Origin of the sequence: Microcoleus sp. S36b_A4, assembly GCF_036700645.1 — a bacterium.
GTDB lineage: Bacteria > Cyanobacteriota > Cyanobacteriia > Cyanobacteriales > Microcoleaceae > Microcoleus.
Genome location: NZ_JAUBPI010000003.1, coordinates 56,266 through 78,296 on the forward strand (window position 1 = coordinate 56,266; position 22,031 = coordinate 78,296).

Here is a 22,031-nt window from a genome sequence, read left to right on the forward strand (position 1 = left end):
AACAAGGTAATTAAATGCTGCACAATTATCAACTAGCTCTCGAACAAATTCCCCCACTGGCTCAAACTATTGGGGAGCAGTTTAGCAGTTTGCCTCAAGTTGTAGCCGTCGTTTTAGCAGGTTCTCGAACAACTCTCGTTACGGATGAGTCATCGGATTTTGATTTTTACGTATATGTTAAAGAGGAAATTCCTGTTGACATACGGGAGGCGATAGCGAGACAATTTTCCGATCGCATTTCAATCAACAATCAATTTTGGGAACCCGGAGACGAGTGGATAGATATTAACACTGGCTGCGGTATAGATATTATGTACCGCAGGCCCGAATGGATCGAAGAAGAACTCGATCGCATCCTGGTAAAATATCAAGCATCAGTAGGTTATTCAACCTGTTTTTGGTGGAACATTCTCACCTCAGTATCATTGTATGACAGAGACGGTTGGTTTCAGCAATTTCAAGCCAATGTCGATCGACCTTATCCAGAACAACTCCGTCAAGCCATAATTGCCAAAAATTATCCGATTTTGCGCCACCAGATTTTTTCATTTCGCCACCAGCTAGAATCCGCTGTTTTGCGCCGCGATTCAGTAAGTATTATCCACCGAACAGCCGCTTTTTTAGGCAGTTATTTTGATATTATTTTTGCTGTTAATTCTATCCCTCATCCGGGCGAAAAGCGTCTGGTAGAAAGGGCAACAGCTTTGTGTTCAAAATTGCCGGAAGATTTGGAAAGCCAAATTCACAGTCTAACTAATTCTATTTCGTTACCTGCAGGCGATCGCCAAATTTTACATTGTCTTGATGGACTGGTTGACAGTCTCGATCACTTGTTGATTGAGGCAGGTTTAATTGCTACTAATTCTCTCGCTAACTAGGTAAGTGCAAAAAAAACAGAGTGCCATATCCTAGGGTTAGCAGTGTGCACCTCCCTAAATAGCGATCGAACTTTTACAAATTTGCTTGTTGCAAATAACGCTCCAAATCTTTAATCCGTTCTTGCGTCACTCTTGCCCTGCAATAACCGTAGGTAGAAGCAGCCAAAGAACCGCCTTCAAACTGCCCCATTTCATAATTGCAAGATTCATCTCTAAACTTGAGCCAACTACGCTGTGCTACTATCAATCTTTGCTTTTGTTTGCTGTTGAGTTTCGGCTGAAGTTGCTGATATACTTGATTGAGTTTCCTGTCGGCTGCCTGAAACTCCTGACTGGAACACGCATTCTGCTCCTGTGTAGTTTGAGGACTTTTGCAGTTGGGCTGTTGAGCGAGTTGCAAGGAAGTGTTGCTGGCTTTGCTAGGAAGCAAAAATCCGGCTGTTAACAACAGCGAACTCGTGGCTAATTTGACCCAAATAGTGATTTTTTTCAAAATATTTACCTCTTTTTCAATCTTTAATTTTTTCGGGTTGAGCCGATCGCCAAATCCACCAAGCCGCCGCCCACAAAGTAAAATTGCCGAAGAGAGTCATCGCCGCTTGCAGGGTAACTATCCATTCTAGGGCTGGGGAGTTGTCAAAATAGTGCCATGTACAGGCACACATAGCGCTGACGAGAGCGGGCAGCATTCCGGCGGAAAGGGCCCACCAAGCTCGGTTTTGAGTGACTTCGCCGTAAGTCCAAATTAACCAGATGGCGGCAATCCACTCGACGACGCTAGAGACGTGAATAATCCAGGTGGGAATTGACAAAGCGTGCATTTTTTGTATTGTGAACGAAGATGAAAGATTTATCGATCGGGACTTACGCAACGGTCATATAAAGTATGATGAGTCAGTCGATTTTAGATTTTAGATTTTAGATTTTAGATTTACTCCACAGATGAATCTTGGAGCTTGAGCTTTGGTCTAAAATTTTAGGAGCATCCACGACTTAAGTCGGGGCTTGTACCTGTTTTTGGGCTGGTCATACAATTTTAGATTAGCGATTCGAGATTTTATTAGATTTGCGATTTGAGCTGACTGATGACGTAAAGCCTTGAAGCTTACTGACAGTAGCGTTTTTTTTGGTAGTAGTATTATCAAATTTCAAATCTCAAAAAAATCTAAAATCCAAAATCTAAAATCTAAAATAGTTAGATTCTCCATCACAAACAAACAAAAGAGTAGAAATGCGAGCAATTTTGTGCGGCTATTACGGTAAAGGCAACGGCGGCGACGAGGCGCTGTTGGCATCGCTACTGCAAATGTTACCAGATGGCGTGACGCCGATCGTCCTGTCTGGCAATCCTGTTGAGACAAATCAGCGGTACGGGGTAGCTGCGCGCGATCGCATGAATGCCTTTCAAGTTCTCGAAGCACTCCGCACCTCCGACGCCCTAATCTGGGGCGGCGGTAGTTTAATCCAAGACGCTACTAGCATTGTGAGTCCTTTCTATTATGGTGGTTTGATGGGATTAGCGCAGCAGATGGGCTTAAAAACTGTTGCCTGGGCCCAGGGAATTGGGCCTTTGAAGCGCGAAATGACTCGCAAGTTATCTCAGCGCTGTTTTGCGGGATGCACCGGCGTCAGCGTGCGGGATAAAGGTTCAGCTACTTTACTTGCAGATTGGAAAATTCCCTTTACTTTAGCGCCCGATCCGGTGTGGGCTTTGGAGAACTCGCCCGTGTCGGGTTTGTGGGATTTACCTGCGCCCAGAGTAGCTGTTTGTTTGCGTTCTCATCCTACACTAACTACCGCCCGTTTATCAATCTTAACTCAAGCTTTAGTTGACTTTCAAAAAGCAACTCGCACCTTAATTTTGCTGCTGCCTTTTCAAGCGTCTCACGACTTAGAAATTGCCCAACATTTGCACGAAGCCCTGCCCAAAAGGAGTCGCATCCTCAGTTTAGACGATCCGAGAAAATTGAAAGGAGTGTTCCGGGGAGTCGAAATGGCGATCGGGATGCGCTACCACAGTTTAATTATGGCAGCATCGGAAGAATGCCGCTGTTTTGCCCTCAGCTACGATCCGAAAGTCAGCCAGTTAATGGAAGAGCTAGAAATGCCGGGATACTTATTATCAGAATTGCCAGACGATCCTTATTTAATCAGCAAAACCTGGATCGAACACTATGCTAACGGCGACGCCTTATCGTCAGACAGGATAAAATTTATAGTAGAGCGATCGCTTTTTCATCGCGAAGTATTGCGAACCGCGCTCCAGTAATCTCATTGAGAGGTGAAATACAATGACAGTCAGTACAGCAGACTTAAAAATTACCTGGGAAAAATTGCCAGACGACTTCATTTTAGACGAGGAACCAGTGGAAAATATCGACCAACCCTTGCTAGCCGCTGCCTTGCGGGAAATCCTAGAAATCGCAGGGCTAATTTTAACAGGAATATTAGTTGCCCCAAACATGGGAATTTGCGCTACATTAAACGGCAAGCTAGTTATCAAAGCTCCAGATTGGTTTTATGCCCGCAACGTCCAGCCGCTTTCTAGTCAAGAAATTCGCCGCAGTTACACTCCCAACTTAGAAGGGGAAGTCCCGGCGATCGTAATGGAATTTTTATCAGCTAGTCCCAACGATGAATATTCTAGTAAACAAACTTATCCGCCGGGACAATGGTTTTTTTACGAACAAGTATTGCGAGTTCCAATCTATGCACTTTTTGAGCCATCCGCTGGAGTTTTAGAAGTCTACCAGTTGGATTCATCAGGAAAATATGAAGTACAACCACCAGATTTAAACGGCCGTTATTGGATCGCAGGAGTTGGGTTATTTCTGGGGGTTTGGCAGGGAACAAAAGCCGAAAGAACAGGATATTGGTTGCGGTGGTGGGATGAGAGGGGAGAGATGTTATTGTGGGGAGCAGAAATGGTAGATAGGGAACGGCAGCGGGCCGATCGACTAGCTGCCCAATTAAGAGCAGCAGGCATTGAACCAGAAGCCTAATGCAATAATTAGAAATGAAAAATGGCAGACTTACGATTTTTCATTTCTAATTCCTTAAAAAGTATTAGACAACCTCGAAAAAATCAATATTTATCTGCGTTAATCCACGTTCATCTGCCTTCATCAGCGGTTCAAAATTACATTCAGGAGACAGCAAAATTGGCAAGAGTAAGAGTGCGGGAACACGTCAATCCCCTATCAATTAGATATCAAGCATCTGCAAGTCCCCCGGATTGGACTAAAATCTATGCCGACTTAAATTTACCGCTGCATTTAGATATTGGCTGCGGCAGAGGACGGTTTTTGTGGCACATGGCGCAAATCCAAACAGACTGGAACTTTCTCGGATTAGAAATTCGCGAACCTCTGGTAGAAGAAGCGAATCTTTGGCGGGACGAAAAAGGCTTGACAAATTTGCACTATTTGTTTTGCAATGCGAATAGTTCCCTGAAGCCAATTTTAGAAACTTTACCCGCAGGCACTTTGCAGCGAGTTAGCATTCAATTTCCAGATCCGTGGTTCAAGAAAAAGCACCACAAACGGCGGGTGGTGCAGCAGGAATTAGTCAATGAATTGGCAAATTATCTGGCAATTGGTGGGGAAGTTTTTATCCAGTCAGATATTGAAGAAGTAGAAAGAGAAATGTGCGATCGCTTTTCATCTCACCCGATTTTTAAACGTCAAAATGGCGGCGAATGGTTAGCAGAAAATCCCCTGCCTGTGGCTACAGAAAGAGAAATTGCTACTCTGAAACGGGGTGAACCAGTTTATCGAGCACTCTATCAAAAATAATGCTTGCTTTCGCAAACTCACCTTTGTCATAAATGTTATAACTTACATCTTGCACCTTGGTTAGGAACAGGCAAGATGCCTGTTCCACAAAACTTAATTTTTTTGTGGAACGGGCCGGAGAGCCCGTTCATAAAAGAATTATTTCTAACTTAAACCCAAGACGGCAGCCACATCCGAATATTGAATTCCCACTTCGACAAAGGCAGTCCCAAATAGATAGGCATCCAGAAAATAAAAGCACCCAAAACCAGAAAAATAATTGTTACCCCCATCCCTCGGAGTCTAGTTTGAGGGCTGTGCAGCCACCTGTCAACCCACCAAGCAAGTGCTAAGCCTGAAAACACAGAACAGCCCATATAATGGTATAAAAATATGCAGCGAGTCACCTTCACCCAAGGCAGCAAATTAGCGGCCCAATTAACTATTAAATATAACGCCAGCCACATTTCAGCAGTCGGCGGAAACAAAATCGGCTGCTGCTGTTCTATCCTTTCAACAGAAGCCTCGTTGCGCGTTTGCAGCCACACCAAAATTCGGTGAACTAAAACTCCTATTACTAGCAGTAAAGCTAAGGTTGACAGCCACCAAAGGAAGGGATTTCCCATTGCATGAACGTCAAAAATTACCTCAGTTGCACCTTCAGGTAAAGGCGGCAAAACCGGATCTGATTGTGCATTGTTGCTAGCTTTTTTGAAGAAGTAAACTATCGGGCGCAGCATCAACGGCCAGCCGTACCACGCGGAACAGTAAGGATGCACATCTGGGCCACTTTTAATCCGCTGGTGATAAGTCAAGATTTCCGTTTGCATCTGCCAGAAATTGGGAGTTGGATTAAAGTGCAGGTGAGGAATCCAAGAGATGCTGTAAACTAGAATAGGAATAATAGCTAGACTCAAGCAGAGTTCTATAAAATTGAGTTTAGTCAGTTTTTGTACTGGACTTTCGGCAGGAATTAGAGGTGAATCTACCTCGCGGCTTTGTTCTTCATTTCCTCTGTTACCCTGGATAAAACGAACGACCCAAGCACAGATTAAAATTAGATAAGTACCGAAAAGAAACCATAATCCGTTCCATTTGATAGCCGCAGATGCGCCGAAACCTATTCCGGCGAGTACCAGCCAAAGCCAGCGCTTTTTGCCTTCGGCTTCTACGGATTTTAAAATAAATAACTGACCTAAAATTCCAAATAAAACCAGATAAATGTTGTTCAGCGCGTAGCGAGACTCAACTAAAAACAGACCGTCGCAAGCGATCAATAAAGCAGCAATAAAAGCAAAGGTGCGGCGCGGAACTAGCTGATAAGCCAGGGCTCCCACAACTAGCGGAATAAAGGAACCTGTAAGAGCATTCAGCCAGCGGTAATCCCAAGGAGAAAGCAGGGAACCAGCCATACTGTTGACGGCTGTTTTGCCGAAGGGAAGGTGAGTGCCGATCCAAATGCCGATCGCAATTATGTACTGGCTCAGAGGCGGGTGAGCGTTGAAAAAAGGAGTTTTTGTGAGATAATTGTTGGCAAATTTAGCGTAATAAACCTCGTCAAATACTAAAGTGTTAAATCGCTCTAGTTCCCAAAAGCGGAGAGTTAAGGAAAATAGAAAGATGCCGAGCATTGCTAGGGAGAAAATAACATTCGATTTGTTAAATTGTTTTTTCTTGATTTTCATAAAACAGCAGCAAATAATAGATACTAAATTTGAGGGCGATCGCTAATTTAAAATTCCTGAGTATAGAGTAACGTAAAATAGGACTTGCGCCGAAACAGAATTTTTGAGGAGAAACCGGGTTTTTTTGAAATACCCGGTTTCTTAAACCCGGTTTCTAATAATGCTTGGAGAGTGCAGCGAGAAGGAGTAGCGACTATTGTTTCATCAAATGCTCCCGATCTAATTGGCAAGCAGGAAGGAAAAGGGTGCATCACAAGGTGCGATAGATTATGATAGCAGCTATCATGTCTTTTGTGAGCGAGTGCTTATGAATCCCATACTTTCGATTTGGGGGCCTTGGGGGTTAGCTGTAGGTGCGACTATCCTGATGGGATCTGCTGCCGCGCCAAATCCCCAAACATTTGAAAGCTTTGCTGATTTTTGTACAAACAAAGAGAATTTGCCCCCTGAAACCAGACATACGGTGGAGGTGTTGCTATCAAAAGCAAAAACACAAGAGTGCGATCACGCTCAAAAAACCCTGACTAATCTCACAGAACTTTCCCTGATTCGCAATCAAATAGTCGATATCAAACCCTTATCAAAATTCACCAATCTGAGAAAGCTCAACCTCAGTTTAAATCAAATAGCAGATGTGCAACCATTATCGGGACTGACTAATCTAAAATTTCTCGTCCTCAATTTTAATCAAATCTCAGACGTGAAACCATTATCGGGACTGACTAATTTGACAGAGCTTTTCCTCGAAGCCAATCAAATCGTAGATGTAAAACCTTTAGCTGGGTTGACTAATCTAACAGGGCTGTCCCTCGCATCTAATCAAATTGTAGATGTGACACCTTTATCGACAATGACGGAGTTGAATTTTCTTTATTTGAGTGGCAATAAAATCGCAGATGTGAAACCCTTATCGGGATTGGCCAATCTGATACTGCTTTTCCTCGAATCCAATCAAATCGCAGATGTCAAACCTTTAGCTGGATTGACAAATCTGACCGCCTTAGACCTCAGTAGAAATCAAATCGCAGATGCCAAACCTTTAGCGGGATTGGTATATTTGACAACCCTCGATCTCAGTAGAAATCAAATCCCGGATGGGGAAGCCGATCGATTAATTGAGAAAAACAAACAACGATTAAATCAAAAAACAGATGAAGCCGAGCGATTGCTTCAGGAAGCTAAGCGACTATTGGCTCAGGAAACAGCAGCATCTTACCAGGAGGCATTGCAAAAATTTGATGCAGCGCGTTCGCTTTATCGAATGCTTAGAAATTGGGAGAAGGAAGCTTACACGCTGCATCAAATGGGCTTCATTACTAATAGATTAGGAGACAGACAGCAAGCATTGAACTACTACAAGCAAGCCCTTTCTTGGAATCAGACTTTAGCCGATCGCCCTAAACAAGCCGTCATCCTCAACAATATCGGCGCCGTCTACTATGCTTTGGGAGAGAAACAGCAAGCCATCGACTACTATAACCAAGTCCTTTCCCTAATTCGGGAAATGGGCGATCGCCCTGAAGCAAGTATCAACCTCAGCAACATCTCGAACCTACCCGCAAACAGCGATAGATCTTCGGTCAATCGCACTGCGGAAGCCACCACACTCAACAACATCGGCTTAGCCTACAAAGATTTTGGAGAAAAACAGAAAGCAAAAGAGTATTTTAACCAAGCCCTTACCTTATTCCGCGCTATGGGCGATCGGACTAAGGAAGCCACTATCCTCAACAATATTGGCTTAGTCTATTCAGATTTGGGAGAAAAACAAACAGCCCTCGACTACTACAAACAAGCCCTAGATTTGAGACAAAAAGCGGGCGATAGGCGTGGAGAAGCCAACAGCCTCAACAATGTAGGTAATACTTACTCAGAATTGGGAAAACTGGAGAAAGCAGAAGAATATTTCAACCAAGCCCTGCCGCTGTTTCGCACTGTGGGCGATCGTCCTGGGGAAGCCCTCACCCTCTACAATAGGGCTATTCTCAAAGGCGATCGAGGCAATTTAATCGCAGCCATCACTGACATTGAAACCTCCATCAAAATCATCGAAAACCTCCGCACAAAAATTACCAACCACGAGCTCCGCATCTCATACTTTGCCACCGTACAACACTATTACCAGTTATACATTGACCTGTTAATGGAACTGCACAAAGCCAATCCCAACTCTGGTTACGATCGCAAAGCCTTAGAAGCCAGCGAAAGTTCCCGCGCCCGCAGCCTCCTAGAACTTCTTCAAGAAGCAAACGCCGATATTCGCCAAGGTGTCGCCCCGGAATTATTGCAGCAAGAACGCAATTTACAACAGCAACTCGATGCCTTAGAAACACGGCGGATCGAAACTATAAGCCGCCCCAATCATACCCCCGCAGAAAAAGCAGAATTAGACCAAAAACGGCAAACTTTACTAGGACAATATCAGGACATTCAAGCCCAAATCCGCTCCACCAGTCCCCGGTACGCCACCCTCACCCAACCGCAACCTCTAACGCTGGCACAGATTCAACAACAAATCCTCGATGACAATACCATTTTACTCCAGTATTCTTTAGGGAAAAATCGTAGCTATCTCTGGGCTGTGACTAAAACCAGTATCACCAGTTATGAATTGCCCAAACAGGTTGACATCGAAAAAGCCGCCCGCAATTTCCGCAATGCTGTGACTAGCCCGCTCTACCGAAACATTCCCGCTCGAGTTGCTGAAGCTAACAACACGCTTAGTCAAATTATTTTACAGCCCGTAGCAGCACAACTCGGTCAAAAGCGCCTGCTGATTGTTGGCGATGGCATTCTCAATTACCTCCCCTTTTCCGCCCTTTCGCTCCCCGAAACACCCGGTAAAAATCCGAATCCGCCTTTAATTGTAGACCATGAAATCGTGCTGCTGCCTTCCGCCTCCACCTTGGGAATCTTAAGACAAAACTACAATGACAGACAACCCCCAACTCGGACTTTAGCAATGCTCGCCGATCCAGTTTTTAGCGGTGACGATGAACGAGTCAGAACCCAGTCTAATAGCGCCAATCCCCAAGCAATAGAATCAGTAAATCTCGGTTTAAGCCGCTCTAGCCGCGCCAATAACATACAGTTGAGCCGTTTAAAATTTACACGCCAAGAAGCTCAAATCATTCAAGCGTTAGTTCCGGCCAATTCTCGCACCGCATCTTTGGATTTTGCAGCCAGCCGCGCCGCAGCAACCAGTCAGAACTTAAGCCAATATAAAATCATTCATTTTGCCACTCACGGTTTAGCGAATAGCACTAACCCGGAACTATCAGGAATCATCTTGTCGCTGATAGATGAAAAGGGCAACCCTTTAAACGGATTCCTGCGACTTACTGATATTTTCAATCTGAAGTTAGCAGCCGATTTAGTAGTGTTAAGTGCCTGTCAAACCGGATTAGGGCAGAACATCCAAGGCGAGGGCATGGTAGGATTAACGCGGGGATTTATGTATGCAGGGGCGAAGCGAGTTGTGGTGAGTTTATGGAATGTGGATGATGAAGGAACGGCTAACTTAATGTCGAGTTTCTATCAGGGAATGCTGCAAAAAGGGTTAACGCCAGCGGCTGCTTTAAGGGCGGCGCAACTCGAAATGTGGAAGCAGGAAAAGTGGCGTTCTCCTTATTATTGGGCGGCTTTTAACCTTCAGGGGGAATGGCGATAAATTTTATGAAAGAAACCAGCATTAATTCCAATTCCGGGCGACTGTAAGTCGGGCGAGAACTTTTTGCGGTGAATCTGGATACCAAAAAAAAGCGGTTCTGCTTGTCGCAGAACCGCCGTCACAGAGGATGAAAAATCAAAACTTAACGCACAGCGCCCTGTACTGAAGGTGATTCAATTGTTTTCATGAAGTACAGCTTCACTAATTGCCAGCCGTTCGACAGATACAAAGGCAATTTTTGGAAGAATTGCAAGAATTTCGGAGTATTAGAAGCAACAATTGCAGTCAACTTCTGATTGTTCTTGAGGCAAACATCCAGCCGTTCATAAAATTCTGGATTGTTCACGTCCAGCATGACGGGGAATACGCGGCCTGCTGTTTCGTTGGTCTTTTTAATCACTTCGATGTCGTATTCGCGAGCATCGAGACCGAGCGATCGATAAAAACCCGCGCGCTGGATATCATTGAGATACATTGTCGCGAACACTGACAGCAAGAAGAAACGGCACCAAAGCTTAGCGCGCCAATCGTTCAACATCTGAGGCTGAGCTCTCATCACGGCATCGAAGAAATCTCCGTGGCGGTTTTCATCCTGGCACCAATTTTCAAAGAATCGGAAAATCGGATAAATCTGGTCTTCAGGATGGGCTTTTAAGTGCTGATAAATCGTGATGTAGCGCCAATAACCGATCTTTTCAGACAAGTAAGTCGCGTAGAAAATAAACTTCGGCTTAAAGAATGTGTAACTGCGGCTCTTTGTCAAGAAACCTAAATCCAGGGACAAATTAAAGTCGGACAGCGCTTTGTTGAGGAATCCGGCGTGCCGCGCTTCGTCGCGCGACATCAGGTTGAAACCCTCGGCGAGCACTGGATTTTTGTCTTTGAGCCTGCGTCCCAATTCTTTGTAAAGCAAGAACCCAGAAAACTCAGCGGTGCATGAACGTTCTAGAAACTCAATGAACAACTGGCGTTTTTCGCCGTCAATGTGATCCCAAGATTGAGCGAACTCCTCATCCCGCACGAAGTGGTTTTTGTTGTAGTCAACGCGGAACTCTTGGATAATTGCTTCTAGTTCGGCTTCATTTACCGAGATGTCCATTTTGGCCATCTCGTCAAAATCTGTTGTGTAAAATCTCGGCGTGAGAATAGTTTCTTTGGCTGGGGCTTTCACTCCCGGCCGCAGTTCTTCAAAAGTGGGTTTTTTGAGGGAATCTACCATATTTTTATTGGATTTCTGCTTATAACTACTCGCTTGTTTCCATTGTCGGGTACTGCGGGCGATCGCGCTCGTGTATTTCCGGCCAGCGCTGGCGGCGCGCTTGGTTTGGCGCTCCGTGTGGAATCCAGGTCTAAGCTGCTGTAATTTCCACGCCCTCCAGTTTACCAAGCTCTCGCCCGCGCAAATATGTTGCGGGCGTTAAGAATTGCTACGCAAAATTACTCATGGGGCATGGGGCATGGGGCATGGGGCATGGGGCATGGGGCATAGGGCATGGGGAATTGGTAGTAAATAAACAATAACTTCGGACTATGCACAAATATCTGCTGGTGTCAAACTGTTCAAAGACCAGATAGAAAGTACAAAATGTATACAGGGACTCCAATTCTTAGAATTATCAGGCAGGACGGTCAGAAAATGAGCAATTTAGGTGTTAGTTACCTTTTATGGGCAGCTTGTTTTTTCGGCCCATTCGGACTCCACCGCCTCTACAACGGCAAGATTGGTACGGGTTTGCTGTGGCTGTTTACCTTTGGTTTGTTTGGGTTTGGGCAATTGTTTGACTTGCTGCTGCTGCCGAACATGGTGGACGAACGCAATGCCAGTCTCAGGGGCAAACTCGGCGTATCTCGCGAAGGTATACCGCTATATCCAGTCAGCGGGGCGATCGCCGCGACATACCCCAAGCCAACTCCAGACCAGTTAGGGGTTAAACTCCTGAAGGCAGCTTATACCAAGAACGGAAGATTATCTGTTACCCAAGGGGTGATGGCAACCGGCGCTACTTTTGCCGAAGTGGAAGAGGCTTTCACGGCAATGCTCAAAACGGGTTATGTGAGTATCGAGAACGATGCCGTAACTGGCGTTGTGATCTACCACTTTCACGAACTTTAGCTGCTGCGGGTGCGTTACCTATGGGATTTGGTCTATTTTTCCAGAAGCTAATCGCTGACGCACCCTACTACTTGATATTGCTTACCGAGCAGTTATTGGGGTTTTTCGAGTAAGCATTGCCGACAAAATCGGCTAGAATGTTTGTTTGTCTATATAAGCAAGCAAAAAGTATTTAGCGTCATGGCAGTCCCTAAGAAGAAAACCTCCAAATCCAAGAAGAATATGCGTAAGGCCACATGGAAGCGCAAAGCTGTAGTGGCAGCTCAGAAAGCTCTGTCTCTGGGCAAATCTGTTCTAACTGGACGTTCCAACAGCTTCGTGTATCCCGGCAATGAAGAAGAGGAGGAAGAATAGAAACGGAATACCGGGCATGGGGCGAACCCGATGCCCGATCGATCAATCCTTTTTTGCTGCTGGTAAAATCAGCATGGCATCGCCAAAGGAATAAAAGCGGTACTGATGCTCGATCGCTTCTCGGTACAAATCCAACAGCCGAAGCCTTCCAATCATCGCACTTATCATCATCATCAAAGTAGAGCGGGGCAAGTGAAAATTGGTAATCATCCCCTCTACAACCCGCCACTTGTAACCAGGGTAGATAAACAAATGGGTCGGGCCACAAAAAGGTTGCAAGGAAAAATCGCCACTCGCGGCTGCGGCTCCCTCTAAAGCTCGCACTGCTGTTGTACCCACGGCAATGATCCGCCCGCCTCTGGCTTTAGTTTCCCGGATTTTCTCAACGGTGCCGGGGGGTACTTCCACCCATTCGCCGTGCATTTTGTGAGCCGTCACGTCTGCTACCTCCACCGGGCGAAACGTCCCTACTCCGACGTGTAAGGTGACAAAAGTTTTTTCGATTCCCCGCTGTTCCAAGCGGCTGAACAATTCTTCGGTGAAGTGCAGGCCTGCTGTGGGGGCCGCCACCGCCCCAAGCCGATCGGCATAAACAGTCTGGTACTGTTCCGCTGAAGCTTGGGAATTTTCGATGTAGGGTGGCAGGGGTACGTGGCCGTATTCGTCCAAAAACTTCACCAGATTCTCATCAGTGGGGATGTCAAACTCCAGCAGCCGTCCCCCTGTTGCGTCGTCCCTCTCTATAACTGTTGCAGTCAATCGACGACGATGGGGGGGCATCGTGGCATCGGGAAGGCAGCAGCAAGGAGCTGTGGTCGAGTCCTCACAGGCAGGGGCGATGGGATCAAACTCAATTTTTGCTCCCAACTTTAAGCGTTTCCCCGGTTTAACCAAAGCCAGCCAACAGTTGTGCTGCCGTTCTTCCATCAACAATATCTCCACAGCCGGGCCGTTGGGTTTGTGCCCGTAGAGTCTCGCTGGCAGCACGCGGGTGTTGTTGAGTACCAGCAAGTCGCCCGGTTGCAGCAAATCGGGTAAATCCCTGAAAATCCGGTGTTGGTGGCTGCTGGGAGAATCTACAGCCAGCAAGCGAGAACTGTCCCTCGGCACTACGGGATTTTGGGCAATGCGCGAGGGCGGGAGTTCGTAGTCGTAGCCGTCCAAAGACCAGTCCATCTCTGTCATCGAGTGAATTCCTGTGCGATCGATCTGTCAACTGGGTAACAAATTGGGTAAAAACCCCCATTCAAAGTCGGGTGCTTTTCCCCTTGTGGTGGCGGGTAGAGTCCGCGACGATAGAGGTATAGCATCAGCTTTGCTCATAAGGCTCATAAGGATCGTTATGGAATACCTCTACTACATCGCCAATACTAGCCTTACTCTGAGAGTCGTGGATTACCTACGCACGGCTCATCATCTTCCTTTGCAATTTATCACTGTTATTCACCAAATTGACGGATGGGTGGTAAAGGTGAAAATGAGCCAATATTTAACTCCCGAAATGCACGGGGATTTTCGGGCTTTTATGAACGAACTCGGGATTCCTTACGATCCTGAAATTCGCTTGCAAATGGCGCTTTGGAGTTTGGAAACGGGACAGTCGCCGCTGAGCGTGATGCGCCGCTACCAGGTGGCAGTGGTTTGTCACGGCTGCCCTGACCGCAAAGAAATTGAAGCGTTTCGCCAGCAGTTTGTCAAGGGTCTGGGATATTGCCCGGAAACTCTGGCCTAGATTGCTACGCATATACATTAACTGTGATGGCAGAACAGGAGAGGGAGAGAATGGGCAAGCGGGAGAAGATTTAACGCTTTTTTCAGCTCCGTTAAATCTCAAGAGAAAAATGCGCGACAGCCTAGGCAAGTTAACAATTAAAAATTACCTACTGGCATTGGTTTGAGATTTTACCCTCTAAATTTTAATTATATATTTTTAAATGCTAAAAGCCGAGCGAATGTATTCTTGCAGGGTGAGTCGGTAGTTACCTGCAACGGCGGATAGAGAATGCGCTGCAGTTAATGGTGGTAATATTTGCTTAGTGTTTTGTTGTAAAGGTTCGCACCTGACTAAAGCGACATCAAAACGACAATAATTATTGGCTAAATCTGCATGAGTGCTTAAAAATATTTCGGCTGTTTGCCAAAGTTTGGCTTGTTTTGTGGTATTAATAGCCAACATTCCACCAGCATCCCAATTTCCTCGACGGCGAGTTTTTACCTCAACAAATGCTAATGTTTGGGAATGGGGAATGGGGAATGGGGAATGGGGAATGGGGAATGGGGAATTTTCGTTACCTCTGTTGATTTCGCTTTCTTCATCTCTTCCGAGTGCGATGATATCAATCTCTCCCCAGCGACAGTGCCACTGCCGGTGCAGGATTTCCCAACCTTGCTGCTGCAACCAGTCGGCCACTAAGTTTTCTCCCAATGTGCCGATATCCCTAGAGTTTGGGGATTGGGGGGAATTGGAGTCAGCGGTGGCAAGCGGGCGATTCCCTACGGGATAGCTACGCTTGACGCGCTTTCTGGTAGAATTCAATTCTGAACTGTCACGACTGCTCATTAGCTTGAACTTGTATGATGATTTCTCGAATTCGCCAACATATTTATACTTTCTTGCTGAGTTTTGTTATTTTAGCAGTAATTGCCGCTGGGGCGATCGGTATTAATCCCGCACCTGCTTTCGCTTTGGATCACGACAAAGAAATCCTAGTAGGCGCTGATTTTACTGGTCAAGTTCTGACTGACGACAGCTTTAATAAAGCCAATCTTCGCAACAGCAATTTTACTAATGCAGATTTGCGGGGCGTCAGCTTTTTTGCAGCCAATATGGAAGAAGCAAATTTAGAAGGCGCTAATTTCACGGGTGCGACTTTAGATTTGGCTCGCATGATGAAAGCGAATTTAACTAATGCTATCCTTGAGGGTGCTTTCGCTTACAATACCAGGCTGGAAGGAGCTATTATTGACGGTGCTGATTTTACTGAGACACTGCTGCGAGACGATATGATAGAAAAACTTTGTAAAGTGGCAAAAGGTACTAATCCAGTGACAGGTAGAGATACTCGCGAAACTCTTTTTTGCGACTATTAAAATGCTCGTTGAATAAAGGAATAAAGTCCTTAGTACAAACAAGCTTGTACTAAGGAATTTTTTACTTATCTAAGTTAAAACAATGTAACCGCAGGCAACCTTCCAACATCTATCGAACGAGTCATCCCCAATCTAAAATCTAAAATCTAAAAGAGTATTAGCCCCAAGGTACGGATGTTAAATCGTAAAAATTAACTTGACGCAGCCTCTCTAATTCCTTGAGCCATTCTTGTTCGGCACAGAATAGTTGGTGATATTCTATAGCCTCTTCGCCACTGCTAGCGGCCTTGGCTTTTTCCCACATATTGAGTGCAATCCTGCGGCGCTTCATGCTGATAATTTGCTCGATACAGGCGAGGGCAGATCTAATGACTAGAGGTGCGCGATAAACGTTTCTTTCTGAGAACTCATTTAAGTGAAATAAATGCGAGATTTGATTGAGTTGATTTGGATATTCAATGAAGCTATCTTGCAATTTCAATATTAACTCAGAAGGCGCTACTTGTAAAGACATTTTGTGCAATATTTCTGCATTCACAATCTGGTGCCACAAAAATCTGTGGTGAGAAAGGCTAAACTGTACGTCTCTAGCTTCTATTGCTTCTCTGACATCTTGGCGGTATTCGGGACAGTGCAAATAAATCTGCAATAATTGCGCTTCTGCTTCTTCTAAAAGACTGCGGGCTACGGCAGATAAGCTGGATTTTGAGCTTTTGTTGTCGCTGCTTGCACGTTGCTTTTTATATTGTTTGTTCGGCTTCAGCTTGTTTCTGATTAACAGGGGCATTGTCAATGATTCGTCTTGACTCTGCCGCTTTGCCCAATCGCTAACTACTTGATTGAGCAAGTTTTCAGCGATCATTTTTGTGAGTCTAAAATCTCCTTTGCTGAGAATTTCTGCACATTTTTGCAGGTAATGTGCTAACTGATTGTCGTCAGTGATATTGGTTAATAAATTAATGATTTTTTTGGTGACTTGCTGGGAAGTATCGGCTTGCTTCAAATCTTGATTGACGAGCATTTGTTGCAATTGCCAGTCGAGCCACAAGGGAGCATTTTCCAGCAATTCTCGATATTGTTCTGGGGAGTATGTTTTGAGATATTCGTCGGCATCTTTGCCGTCGGGAATGTTGAGCACCCGCAGTTGGACTTCTCCTTGATAAGCGAGTTTTTCTATTTCTCCAATAGCGCGTTCTGCTGCTTGAGTTCCTGCTTTGTCGGCGTCGAAGTTGAGGATAATTTGTTTGGAGTCCGTGTACCGCAATAACTGCCGCACTTGGTTTAAACTTAAGGCTGTGCCGAGGGAAGCGACGGCGTTGGAGATGCCTGCTGCTTGAAGTGCGATCGCATCAAAGTACCCCTCTACAACCACTGCGCGATCGGCTTTGCTAATGGCTGTTTTTGCTGTATCTAAGGCGAATAAAGTTTTGCCTTTATCGAAGAGTTCTGTTTCGGGAGAATTGAGGTATTTCGGCTGTTCGTCGCCGAGAGCTCGGCCGCCGAAACCGATGACTCTGCCTTGGGTGTCGCGAATGGGAATCATAATTCGATTGCGGAAGCGATCGTAATAACCGCTGCCGCCATTTTTTCGGGGTACAATTAATCCAGCTTGTTCTACTAATTGCGCCGGATAGTTTTTCTGTTCTACTAAATAACTGTAAAGTGCTTCCCAACCTTGGGGTGCATAACCTAATTGAAATTGTTGAATAGTTTCTTCGCTGAGCTGTCGCTCTGATTTGAGATATGCTAAGGGTTCTTCTCCTTGGGTTTGTCGCAAAGCGTGTTCGTAAAAGTTGGCTGTTAGTGCTGAGATTTCATAGAGTTGTTCCCGCAGGGAAATTTGCCGCTGCAATTCTTGTCGGTGTTCGGGTTCGACGGTTTTGACCGGGACTTGATAATTTTTAGCTAATTCTAATACTACTTCGCTGAAAGGGCGTTTCTCCAATTCCATGAGAAACTTAAAAGCATTGCCACCTGCGCCGCAGCCGAAACAATAATACATTTGTTTGCCGGGACTGACGGTAAAGCTGGGAGATTTTTCATCGTGAAAAGGACACAAACCTACAAATTCTTTGCCGCGTTTTCGCAACACGACGCGACCGGAAATGACATCTACTATGTCTGCTCTTTGTTTAACTTCTTCGATTGTTTCTGGATGCAGCCGGGGAACTTGCATAGGGCTATTTTATGCCAATTAAAATTATGTTTATTGTGAGCGATCGCACTTTAGTAAATTATAAAACTGACTTTCAGGAATTGCACACAAAAACTCAAGCGTTCCGGTTTTTTGTACCAGGGCTGATCGCTGTTAATATGTGTTTTCTTTAAAAACCAGGTTTCTCCGTAAGGCATAACTTTATTGTAAGATATTTACACTAACTGTAAGGAGCATCGAAAATAATGCGAATTTTAATGATGGGCGGTACTCGGTTTATTGGGGTTTATCTTACTAAGATTTTAGCAGCACAAGGGCATGAAGTGGTGTTGTTTAACCGGGGCAACAAGCCTGTACCGGTTGCGGGCGTAAAACAGATTCAGGGCGATCGCACAAATGTCGAACAATTGAAAGAAAAGTTATCGACGGTCGAGTTTGACGCGGTTTTTGACAACAACGGCCGCGAACTCAGCGATACAAAGCCTTTAGCTGAAATATTTAAAGGGCGGGTGCAGCACTTTGTTTACATGAGCTCTGCGGGGGTTTATTTGAAGTCGGATCAAATGCCTCATATCGAAGGGGACGCTACCGATCCTAAAAGTCGGCACTTGGGTAAATGCGAAACCGAAAATTACTTGGCCGAGTCCGGTTTGCCTTGGACTTCGATTCGTCCGACTTACATTTACGGCCCCCAAAATTATAACGATTTAGAGGCTTGGTTTTTCGATCGCATTGTGCGCGATCGACCGATTCCGATTCCCGGTAACGGAATGCACTTCACGCAGTTGGGGCACTGTCAGGATTTGGCTAAAGCAATGGCGGCGGTTTTGGGCAACTCTAGGGCGATCGGGCAAATTTACAACGTTTCGGGCGATCGATTTGTCACCTTTGACGGTTTAGCCCGCGCCTGCATTCAAGCGGCAGGCAAATCCCCTGATGCTATTAAGATTGTACAGTACGATCCGAAACAATTTGACTTCGGCAAAAAGAAAGCTTTTCCGATGAGATTGCAGCACTTTTTCGCTTCAGTTAATAAAGCTGTCACCGATCTTAGCTGGAAGCCGGAGTTTGACTTAGTTTCGGGGCTAAAAGATTCATTCCAGAATGATTATCTCATTTCGGGACGGGACAAAGCCGAGATAGATTTTTCAGTCGATGATGAGATTTTGAAAGCCGTTTAAAGTAGAATTAAAGTATGGTGTGCAGCGCGCACCATACCAATGTCTAAGGAGAAAAATAACATGAGATTTATCAACCCCAAAATTAGATTTGCATTCAATAAAATATTTGGTTCGGCCAAAAATACAGAGCTTCTGATTAGTTTTTTGAATGCTATGCTCTATGAAGGGCAACCCATAATTGAAAGCTTAGAGATCATCGACCCTTATGTTGTCCTCCAAATACTCGGAGCCAAAGATAGCTACTTAGATATTCTAGCAAAACTTAACAACGGCACGTCTATAATTATTGAAATCCAAGTTCTATACGTGCAGACATTGGCTAAGCTAGTTTTGTACAATAGTGCAAAGACTTATGGGACTCAATTAATGATGGGAGAATTGTACAAGGGATTTCAACCTATAATTTCTTTGATGATAGCGGACTTTGAAATGTTTGAGAATTGTCAAGATGTTACTTCACGATTTGTTTTCAAAGAAAAAACTCACCTGTTTGATTATCCCTACAATCAGATTGAGTTGATTTTTGTGGAATTGCCAAAATTCAATAAGAAATTGGAGCAACTGACAACCATTAAAGATAAGTGGATTTACTTTCTCAAACATTGTGGTATTTTAGAAGAAATTCCAGCACAAATGAGTGAAGTTCCGCAAATTCAGAGAGCTTTTGAAATTGCTAAGGAGGGTAATTTGAATTTTCAGGAATCTGATACGTTACAGAAGCAAGAGTTTTTTGTGCACGATATGCAAACTTTGGTTGAGGAAGCCCTAAAAGACGGTCGAAAAGAAGGGCAAGAAGAAGCAAAACAAAAAGGCCAGCAACAAGGACAAGTAAAGTTAATTATGCGTTTGCTGAGTCGCTGTTTAGGTCAACTAGACCCCGACAGTCAAACCAAAATTAGCAAATTGCCCATCCACAAATTAGAAAATCTTGCAGAAGCCCTGTTAGATTTTTCAAACGCCGAAGATTTGACAGCTTGGTTAGAAGCTAATTCTCCAAAAGACTAAGAAATATTAGGTAAATCTCATGCTTGGAATCACACTCAGCAGTCGCTACAGCATTATCCGTCACTTGGGAGGTGGCGGATTTGCTCAAACTTACTTAGCTGAAGATAAGCAGCTACCAGGCAATCACCTCTGCGTCGTCAAGCAGCTTAAACCTCAAGCAACAGATCCCGAAACTCTACAGGTAGCTAGACGTTTATTCGATACGGAAGCACAAGTTTTGTACAAGTTGGGAAATCACGATCGCATTCCCCGACTTTTTGCTTTTTTTGAAGAGAATCAAGAGTTTTATCTAGTTCAAGAATTTATAGAAGGTCACGATTTAAGTCAAGAAATTACGGCCGCTTCTCATGGGAATGCGGGAGTCATGCAGGAAGATCAAGTTATTTGTATATTGCAAGAAATTCTGGAAATTTTAGATTTTGTACACCAGCAAAATGTGATTCACCGCGATGTCAATCCCCGCAATATCCTCCGCAGAGATAGAGACGGAAAATTAGTTTTAATTGACTTCGGCGCCGTCAAAGAAATTACTACTCAAATCACCACGTCTCAGCCCAAAAATAGCTTGAGTGTCAGCATTGGTACTCCCGGTTATATGCCCAGCGAACAAGCTCACGGCAACCCCAAACTCAGCAGCGATATCTATGCCGCAGGTGCGATCGCAATTCAGTTCCTCACTGGCATAAATCCTCACCAAATGCCAAGGAACCCCGATACAGAGGAAATTATTTGGCAGGACAAAACATCAGTCAGTCCTGAATTTGCGAAGATTTTAGATAAGATGGTAAAGTACGATTTTAGGCAACGTTATTCTAGTGCCGGCGAAACGCTGCAAGCTATTAAAGAATTGAAAAATTCTTTCAGCGGTACAGTTCCTGTATTGCCTCCGGTTGCTGCTGCGAATAAGACTGTAAAATCCCGAAAAAAACTGTATTTAAAAATATTGTCGATCGCGAGTTTGATTGGCATCAGTATTATAGCATCTATTTATGGTGTAAACACTTTTAATTCTGCCAATGCAACTGACCTGTACAACCGAGGTAATACTCTTTACAATTTAAGCCGATTTGAAGAAGCTCTTGCCGCTTACGAGCGAGCAATAAATCTCAGACCAGAGTACGCGGAAGTCTGGCAGGAAAAAGCAAAAACTTTGTACAAATTGAAAAAATACCAAGAATCGCAGTCAGCTTATGATAAAGCCATAGAATTAAAGCCGGAATACTTAGAAGCTTGGACGGGACGCGGTTATGCTTTGGATAAATTGCAGCAGTCTCAAGAGGCGATCGCATCTTTTGATAACGCTTTGAAAATCCAGCCCGACTATGCCTCCGCCTGGGAAGGCAGAGGCGATAGTCTGTTAGATTCGCAGCGGTACGAAGAAGCGATCGCCTCCTACGAAAAAGCGGTACAGTTTCAGCCCAATTTGTACGGTGCTTGGTACAATCGGGGACAAGCTTATCAAAAATTAAAACAGTACGATCGAGCCGTAGAATCCTATGAAAAAGCAGTTGAAATTAAATTCGATAATTCTGAAGCTTGGTACAATTTAGGCAATGTTTTCCTCGAATTAAACAAAAACCAAGAAGCTTTTGAAGCCTACGAAAAAGCCGTGCGGTTTCAGCCCAATTTTTATCAAGGCTGGTACAGTAAAGGCATCGCTTTGCTGAAAATGCGGAGGCATGAAGAAGCGGTAGAAGCTTACGAAAAAGCTGTTAAATTAAAACCTGATTATTATCAAGCGTGGTACAATTTAGGTTGGTCATACCACGAATTACGCAAGTACGAACAAGCAATTCAGTGTTACAGCAGAGCCTTAGATTTAAACCCGAAAGAATTTCAAGCGTGGTACAATAGAGGCAATGCTCAGTACAATTTGCAGCGGTACGAAGATGCGATCGTCTCTTACAATGAAGCCGTCTATGTCAAGCCTGACTACTCGGAAGCTTGGTACAGCCACGGCAATGCACTTGTAGCGGTAAAAAGATACGAAGATGCGATCGCCTCCTATGACAAAGCAATTCGCTACAAACCAGATTACGGAGCGGCAATCGAAGCAAAAAAGCGGGCAGAAAGTCAGCTAGGAAGAAGTCCGCTAGAATCCGAACAACAACAATAATTGTTATTAGT

The 22,031-nt window shown here is 44.7% G+C and carries 20 protein-coding genes; 13 read left to right on the forward strand and 7 right to left on the reverse strand.

The window, feature by feature from the left end; genetic code table 11:
* Nucleotides 1-14: 14 nt before the first annotated feature.
* A complete protein-coding gene (locus QUA03_RS01915) occupies nt 15-878 on the forward strand; it encodes a DUF4037 domain-containing protein (RefSeq protein ID WP_333209214.1) in 864 nt (287 codons plus the stop codon).
* Nucleotides 879-951: 73 nt separating this feature from the next.
* Here the strand turns inward: QUA03_RS01915 and QUA03_RS01920 are convergent, their stop codons facing one another.
* Nucleotides 952-1,371 (reverse strand): lysozyme inhibitor LprI family protein, encoded by a 420-nt coding sequence (locus QUA03_RS01920; protein WP_333209216.1) that lies wholly within the window; start codon nt 1,369-1,371, stop codon nt 952-954.
* Nucleotides 1,372-1,387: 16 nt separating this feature from the next.
* On the reverse strand, nt 1,388-1,699 hold the full coding sequence (locus QUA03_RS01925; protein WP_333154630.1) for a DUF2499 domain-containing protein: 312 nt from the start codon (nt 1,697-1,699) through the stop codon (nt 1,388-1,390).
* A 410-nt stretch (nt 1,700-2,109) separates the two neighbouring features.
* Between QUA03_RS01925 and csaB the strand changes: the two genes are divergently transcribed.
* The 3 genes from csaB to trmB all read left to right on the forward strand — a co-directional run bounded on the left by csaB (nt 2,110) and on the right by trmB (nt 4,672).
* Nucleotides 2,110-3,147 (forward strand): polysaccharide pyruvyl transferase CsaB, encoded by a 1,038-nt coding sequence (csaB, locus tag QUA03_RS01930; RefSeq protein ID WP_333209218.1) that lies wholly within the window; start codon nt 2,110-2,112, stop codon nt 3,145-3,147.
* A 22-nt stretch (nt 3,148-3,169) separates the two neighbouring features.
* Nucleotides 3,170-3,880, forward strand: a complete 711-nt coding sequence (locus QUA03_RS01935; RefSeq protein ID WP_333209219.1) for a Uma2 family endonuclease — start codon at nt 3,170-3,172, stop codon at nt 3,878-3,880.
* A gap of 159 nt (nt 3,881-4,039) precedes the next feature.
* A complete protein-coding gene (trmB, locus tag QUA03_RS01940) occupies nt 4,040-4,672 on the forward strand; it encodes a tRNA (guanosine(46)-N7)-methyltransferase TrmB (RefSeq protein ID WP_333209314.1) in 633 nt (210 codons plus the stop codon).
* 149 nt (nt 4,673-4,821) lie between these two features.
* On the opposite strand, the gene QUA03_RS01945 is transcribed toward trmB, so the two are convergent.
* Entirely contained in the window at nt 4,822-6,336 is a 1,515-nt protein-coding gene (locus QUA03_RS01945; RefSeq protein ID WP_333209221.1) for a phospholipid carrier-dependent glycosyltransferase, read from the reverse strand.
* Nucleotides 6,337-6,643: 307 nt separating this feature from the next.
* Here QUA03_RS01945 and QUA03_RS01950 point away from each other — a divergent pair, with 307 nt between their 5' ends.
* Nucleotides 6,644-10,006: a CHAT domain-containing protein gene (locus QUA03_RS01950; protein WP_333209222.1), complete on the forward strand. Its 3,363-nt coding sequence runs from the start codon at nt 6,644-6,646 to the stop codon at nt 10,004-10,006.
* A gap of 142 nt (nt 10,007-10,148) precedes the next feature.
* On the opposite strand, the gene acsF is transcribed toward QUA03_RS01950, so the two are convergent.
* Nucleotides 10,149-11,225, reverse strand: a complete 1,077-nt coding sequence (gene acsF / locus QUA03_RS01955) for a magnesium-protoporphyrin IX monomethyl ester (oxidative) cyclase (protein WP_333209316.1) — start codon at nt 11,223-11,225, stop codon at nt 10,149-10,151.
* A gap of 417 nt (nt 11,226-11,642) precedes the next feature.
* On the opposite strand from acsF, the gene QUA03_RS01960 reads away from it, so the two are divergent.
* Together QUA03_RS01960 and rpmF are read left to right on the forward strand one after the other, a co-directional pair.
* Entirely contained in the window at nt 11,643-12,119 is a 477-nt protein-coding gene (locus QUA03_RS01960; protein ID WP_333209224.1) for a TM2 domain-containing protein, read from the forward strand.
* Between the two features lie 180 nt (nt 12,120-12,299).
* The gene (rpmF, locus tag QUA03_RS01965; RefSeq protein WP_006632406.1) at nt 12,300-12,473 is read left to right on the forward strand and encodes a 50S ribosomal protein L32; all 174 of its coding nucleotides are present in this window, start codon (nt 12,300-12,302) and stop codon (nt 12,471-12,473) included.
* Nucleotides 12,474-12,515: 42 nt separating this feature from the next.
* On the opposite strand, the gene queA is transcribed toward rpmF, so the two are convergent.
* Nucleotides 12,516-13,658 (reverse strand): tRNA preQ1(34) S-adenosylmethionine ribosyltransferase-isomerase QueA, encoded by a 1,143-nt coding sequence (gene queA / locus QUA03_RS01970; protein WP_333209226.1) that lies wholly within the window; start codon nt 13,656-13,658, stop codon nt 12,516-12,518.
* Nucleotides 13,659-13,815: 157 nt separating this feature from the next.
* Here queA and QUA03_RS01975 point away from each other — a divergent pair, with 157 nt between their 5' ends.
* Complete coding sequence (locus QUA03_RS01975) at nt 13,816-14,205, forward strand: hypothetical protein (protein WP_333057186.1); 390 nt, start codon at nt 13,816-13,818, stop codon at nt 14,203-14,205.
* Nucleotides 14,206-14,403: 198 nt separating this feature from the next.
* On the opposite strand, the gene QUA03_RS01980 is transcribed toward QUA03_RS01975, so the two are convergent.
* Nucleotides 14,404-15,033, reverse strand: coding sequence for a YraN family protein (locus tag QUA03_RS01980; RefSeq protein WP_333209228.1), 630 nt, complete (start codon nt 15,031-15,033; stop codon nt 14,404-14,406).
* Between the two features lie 14 nt (nt 15,034-15,047).
* Between QUA03_RS01980 and QUA03_RS01985 the strand changes: the two genes are divergently transcribed.
* A complete protein-coding gene (locus tag QUA03_RS01985; RefSeq protein WP_333042425.1) occupies nt 15,048-15,563 on the forward strand; it encodes a pentapeptide repeat-containing protein in 516 nt (171 codons plus the stop codon).
* A gap of 157 nt (nt 15,564-15,720) precedes the next feature.
* Here QUA03_RS01985 and dnaG read toward each other — a convergent pair whose 3' ends face one another.
* Nucleotides 15,721-17,739 (reverse strand): DNA primase, encoded by a 2,019-nt coding sequence (gene dnaG, locus QUA03_RS01990; protein ID WP_333209229.1) that lies wholly within the window; start codon nt 17,737-17,739, stop codon nt 15,721-15,723.
* A gap of 11 nt (nt 17,740-17,750) precedes the next feature.
* Between dnaG and QUA03_RS01995 the strand changes: the two genes are divergently transcribed.
* The 4 genes from QUA03_RS01995 (at nt 17,751) to QUA03_RS02010 (ending at nt 22,020) form a co-directional block, all read left to right on the forward strand.
* On the forward strand, nt 17,751-17,891 hold the full coding sequence (locus QUA03_RS01995) for a hypothetical protein (protein WP_333209230.1): 141 nt from the start codon (nt 17,751-17,753) through the stop codon (nt 17,889-17,891).
* Between the two features lie 72 nt (nt 17,892-17,963).
* A complete protein-coding gene (locus QUA03_RS02000; protein ID WP_333209232.1) occupies nt 17,964-18,899 on the forward strand; it encodes an NAD-dependent epimerase/dehydratase family protein in 936 nt (311 codons plus the stop codon).
* A gap of 60 nt (nt 18,900-18,959) precedes the next feature.
* A complete protein-coding gene (locus QUA03_RS02005; RefSeq protein WP_333209234.1) occupies nt 18,960-19,904 on the forward strand; it encodes an Rpn family recombination-promoting nuclease/putative transposase in 945 nt (314 codons plus the stop codon).
* A gap of 19 nt (nt 19,905-19,923) precedes the next feature.
* A complete protein-coding gene (locus QUA03_RS02010) occupies nt 19,924-22,020 on the forward strand; it encodes a tetratricopeptide repeat protein (RefSeq protein ID WP_333209236.1) in 2,097 nt (698 codons plus the stop codon).
* The last annotated feature ends 11 nt before the right edge of the window (nt 22,021-22,031 follow it).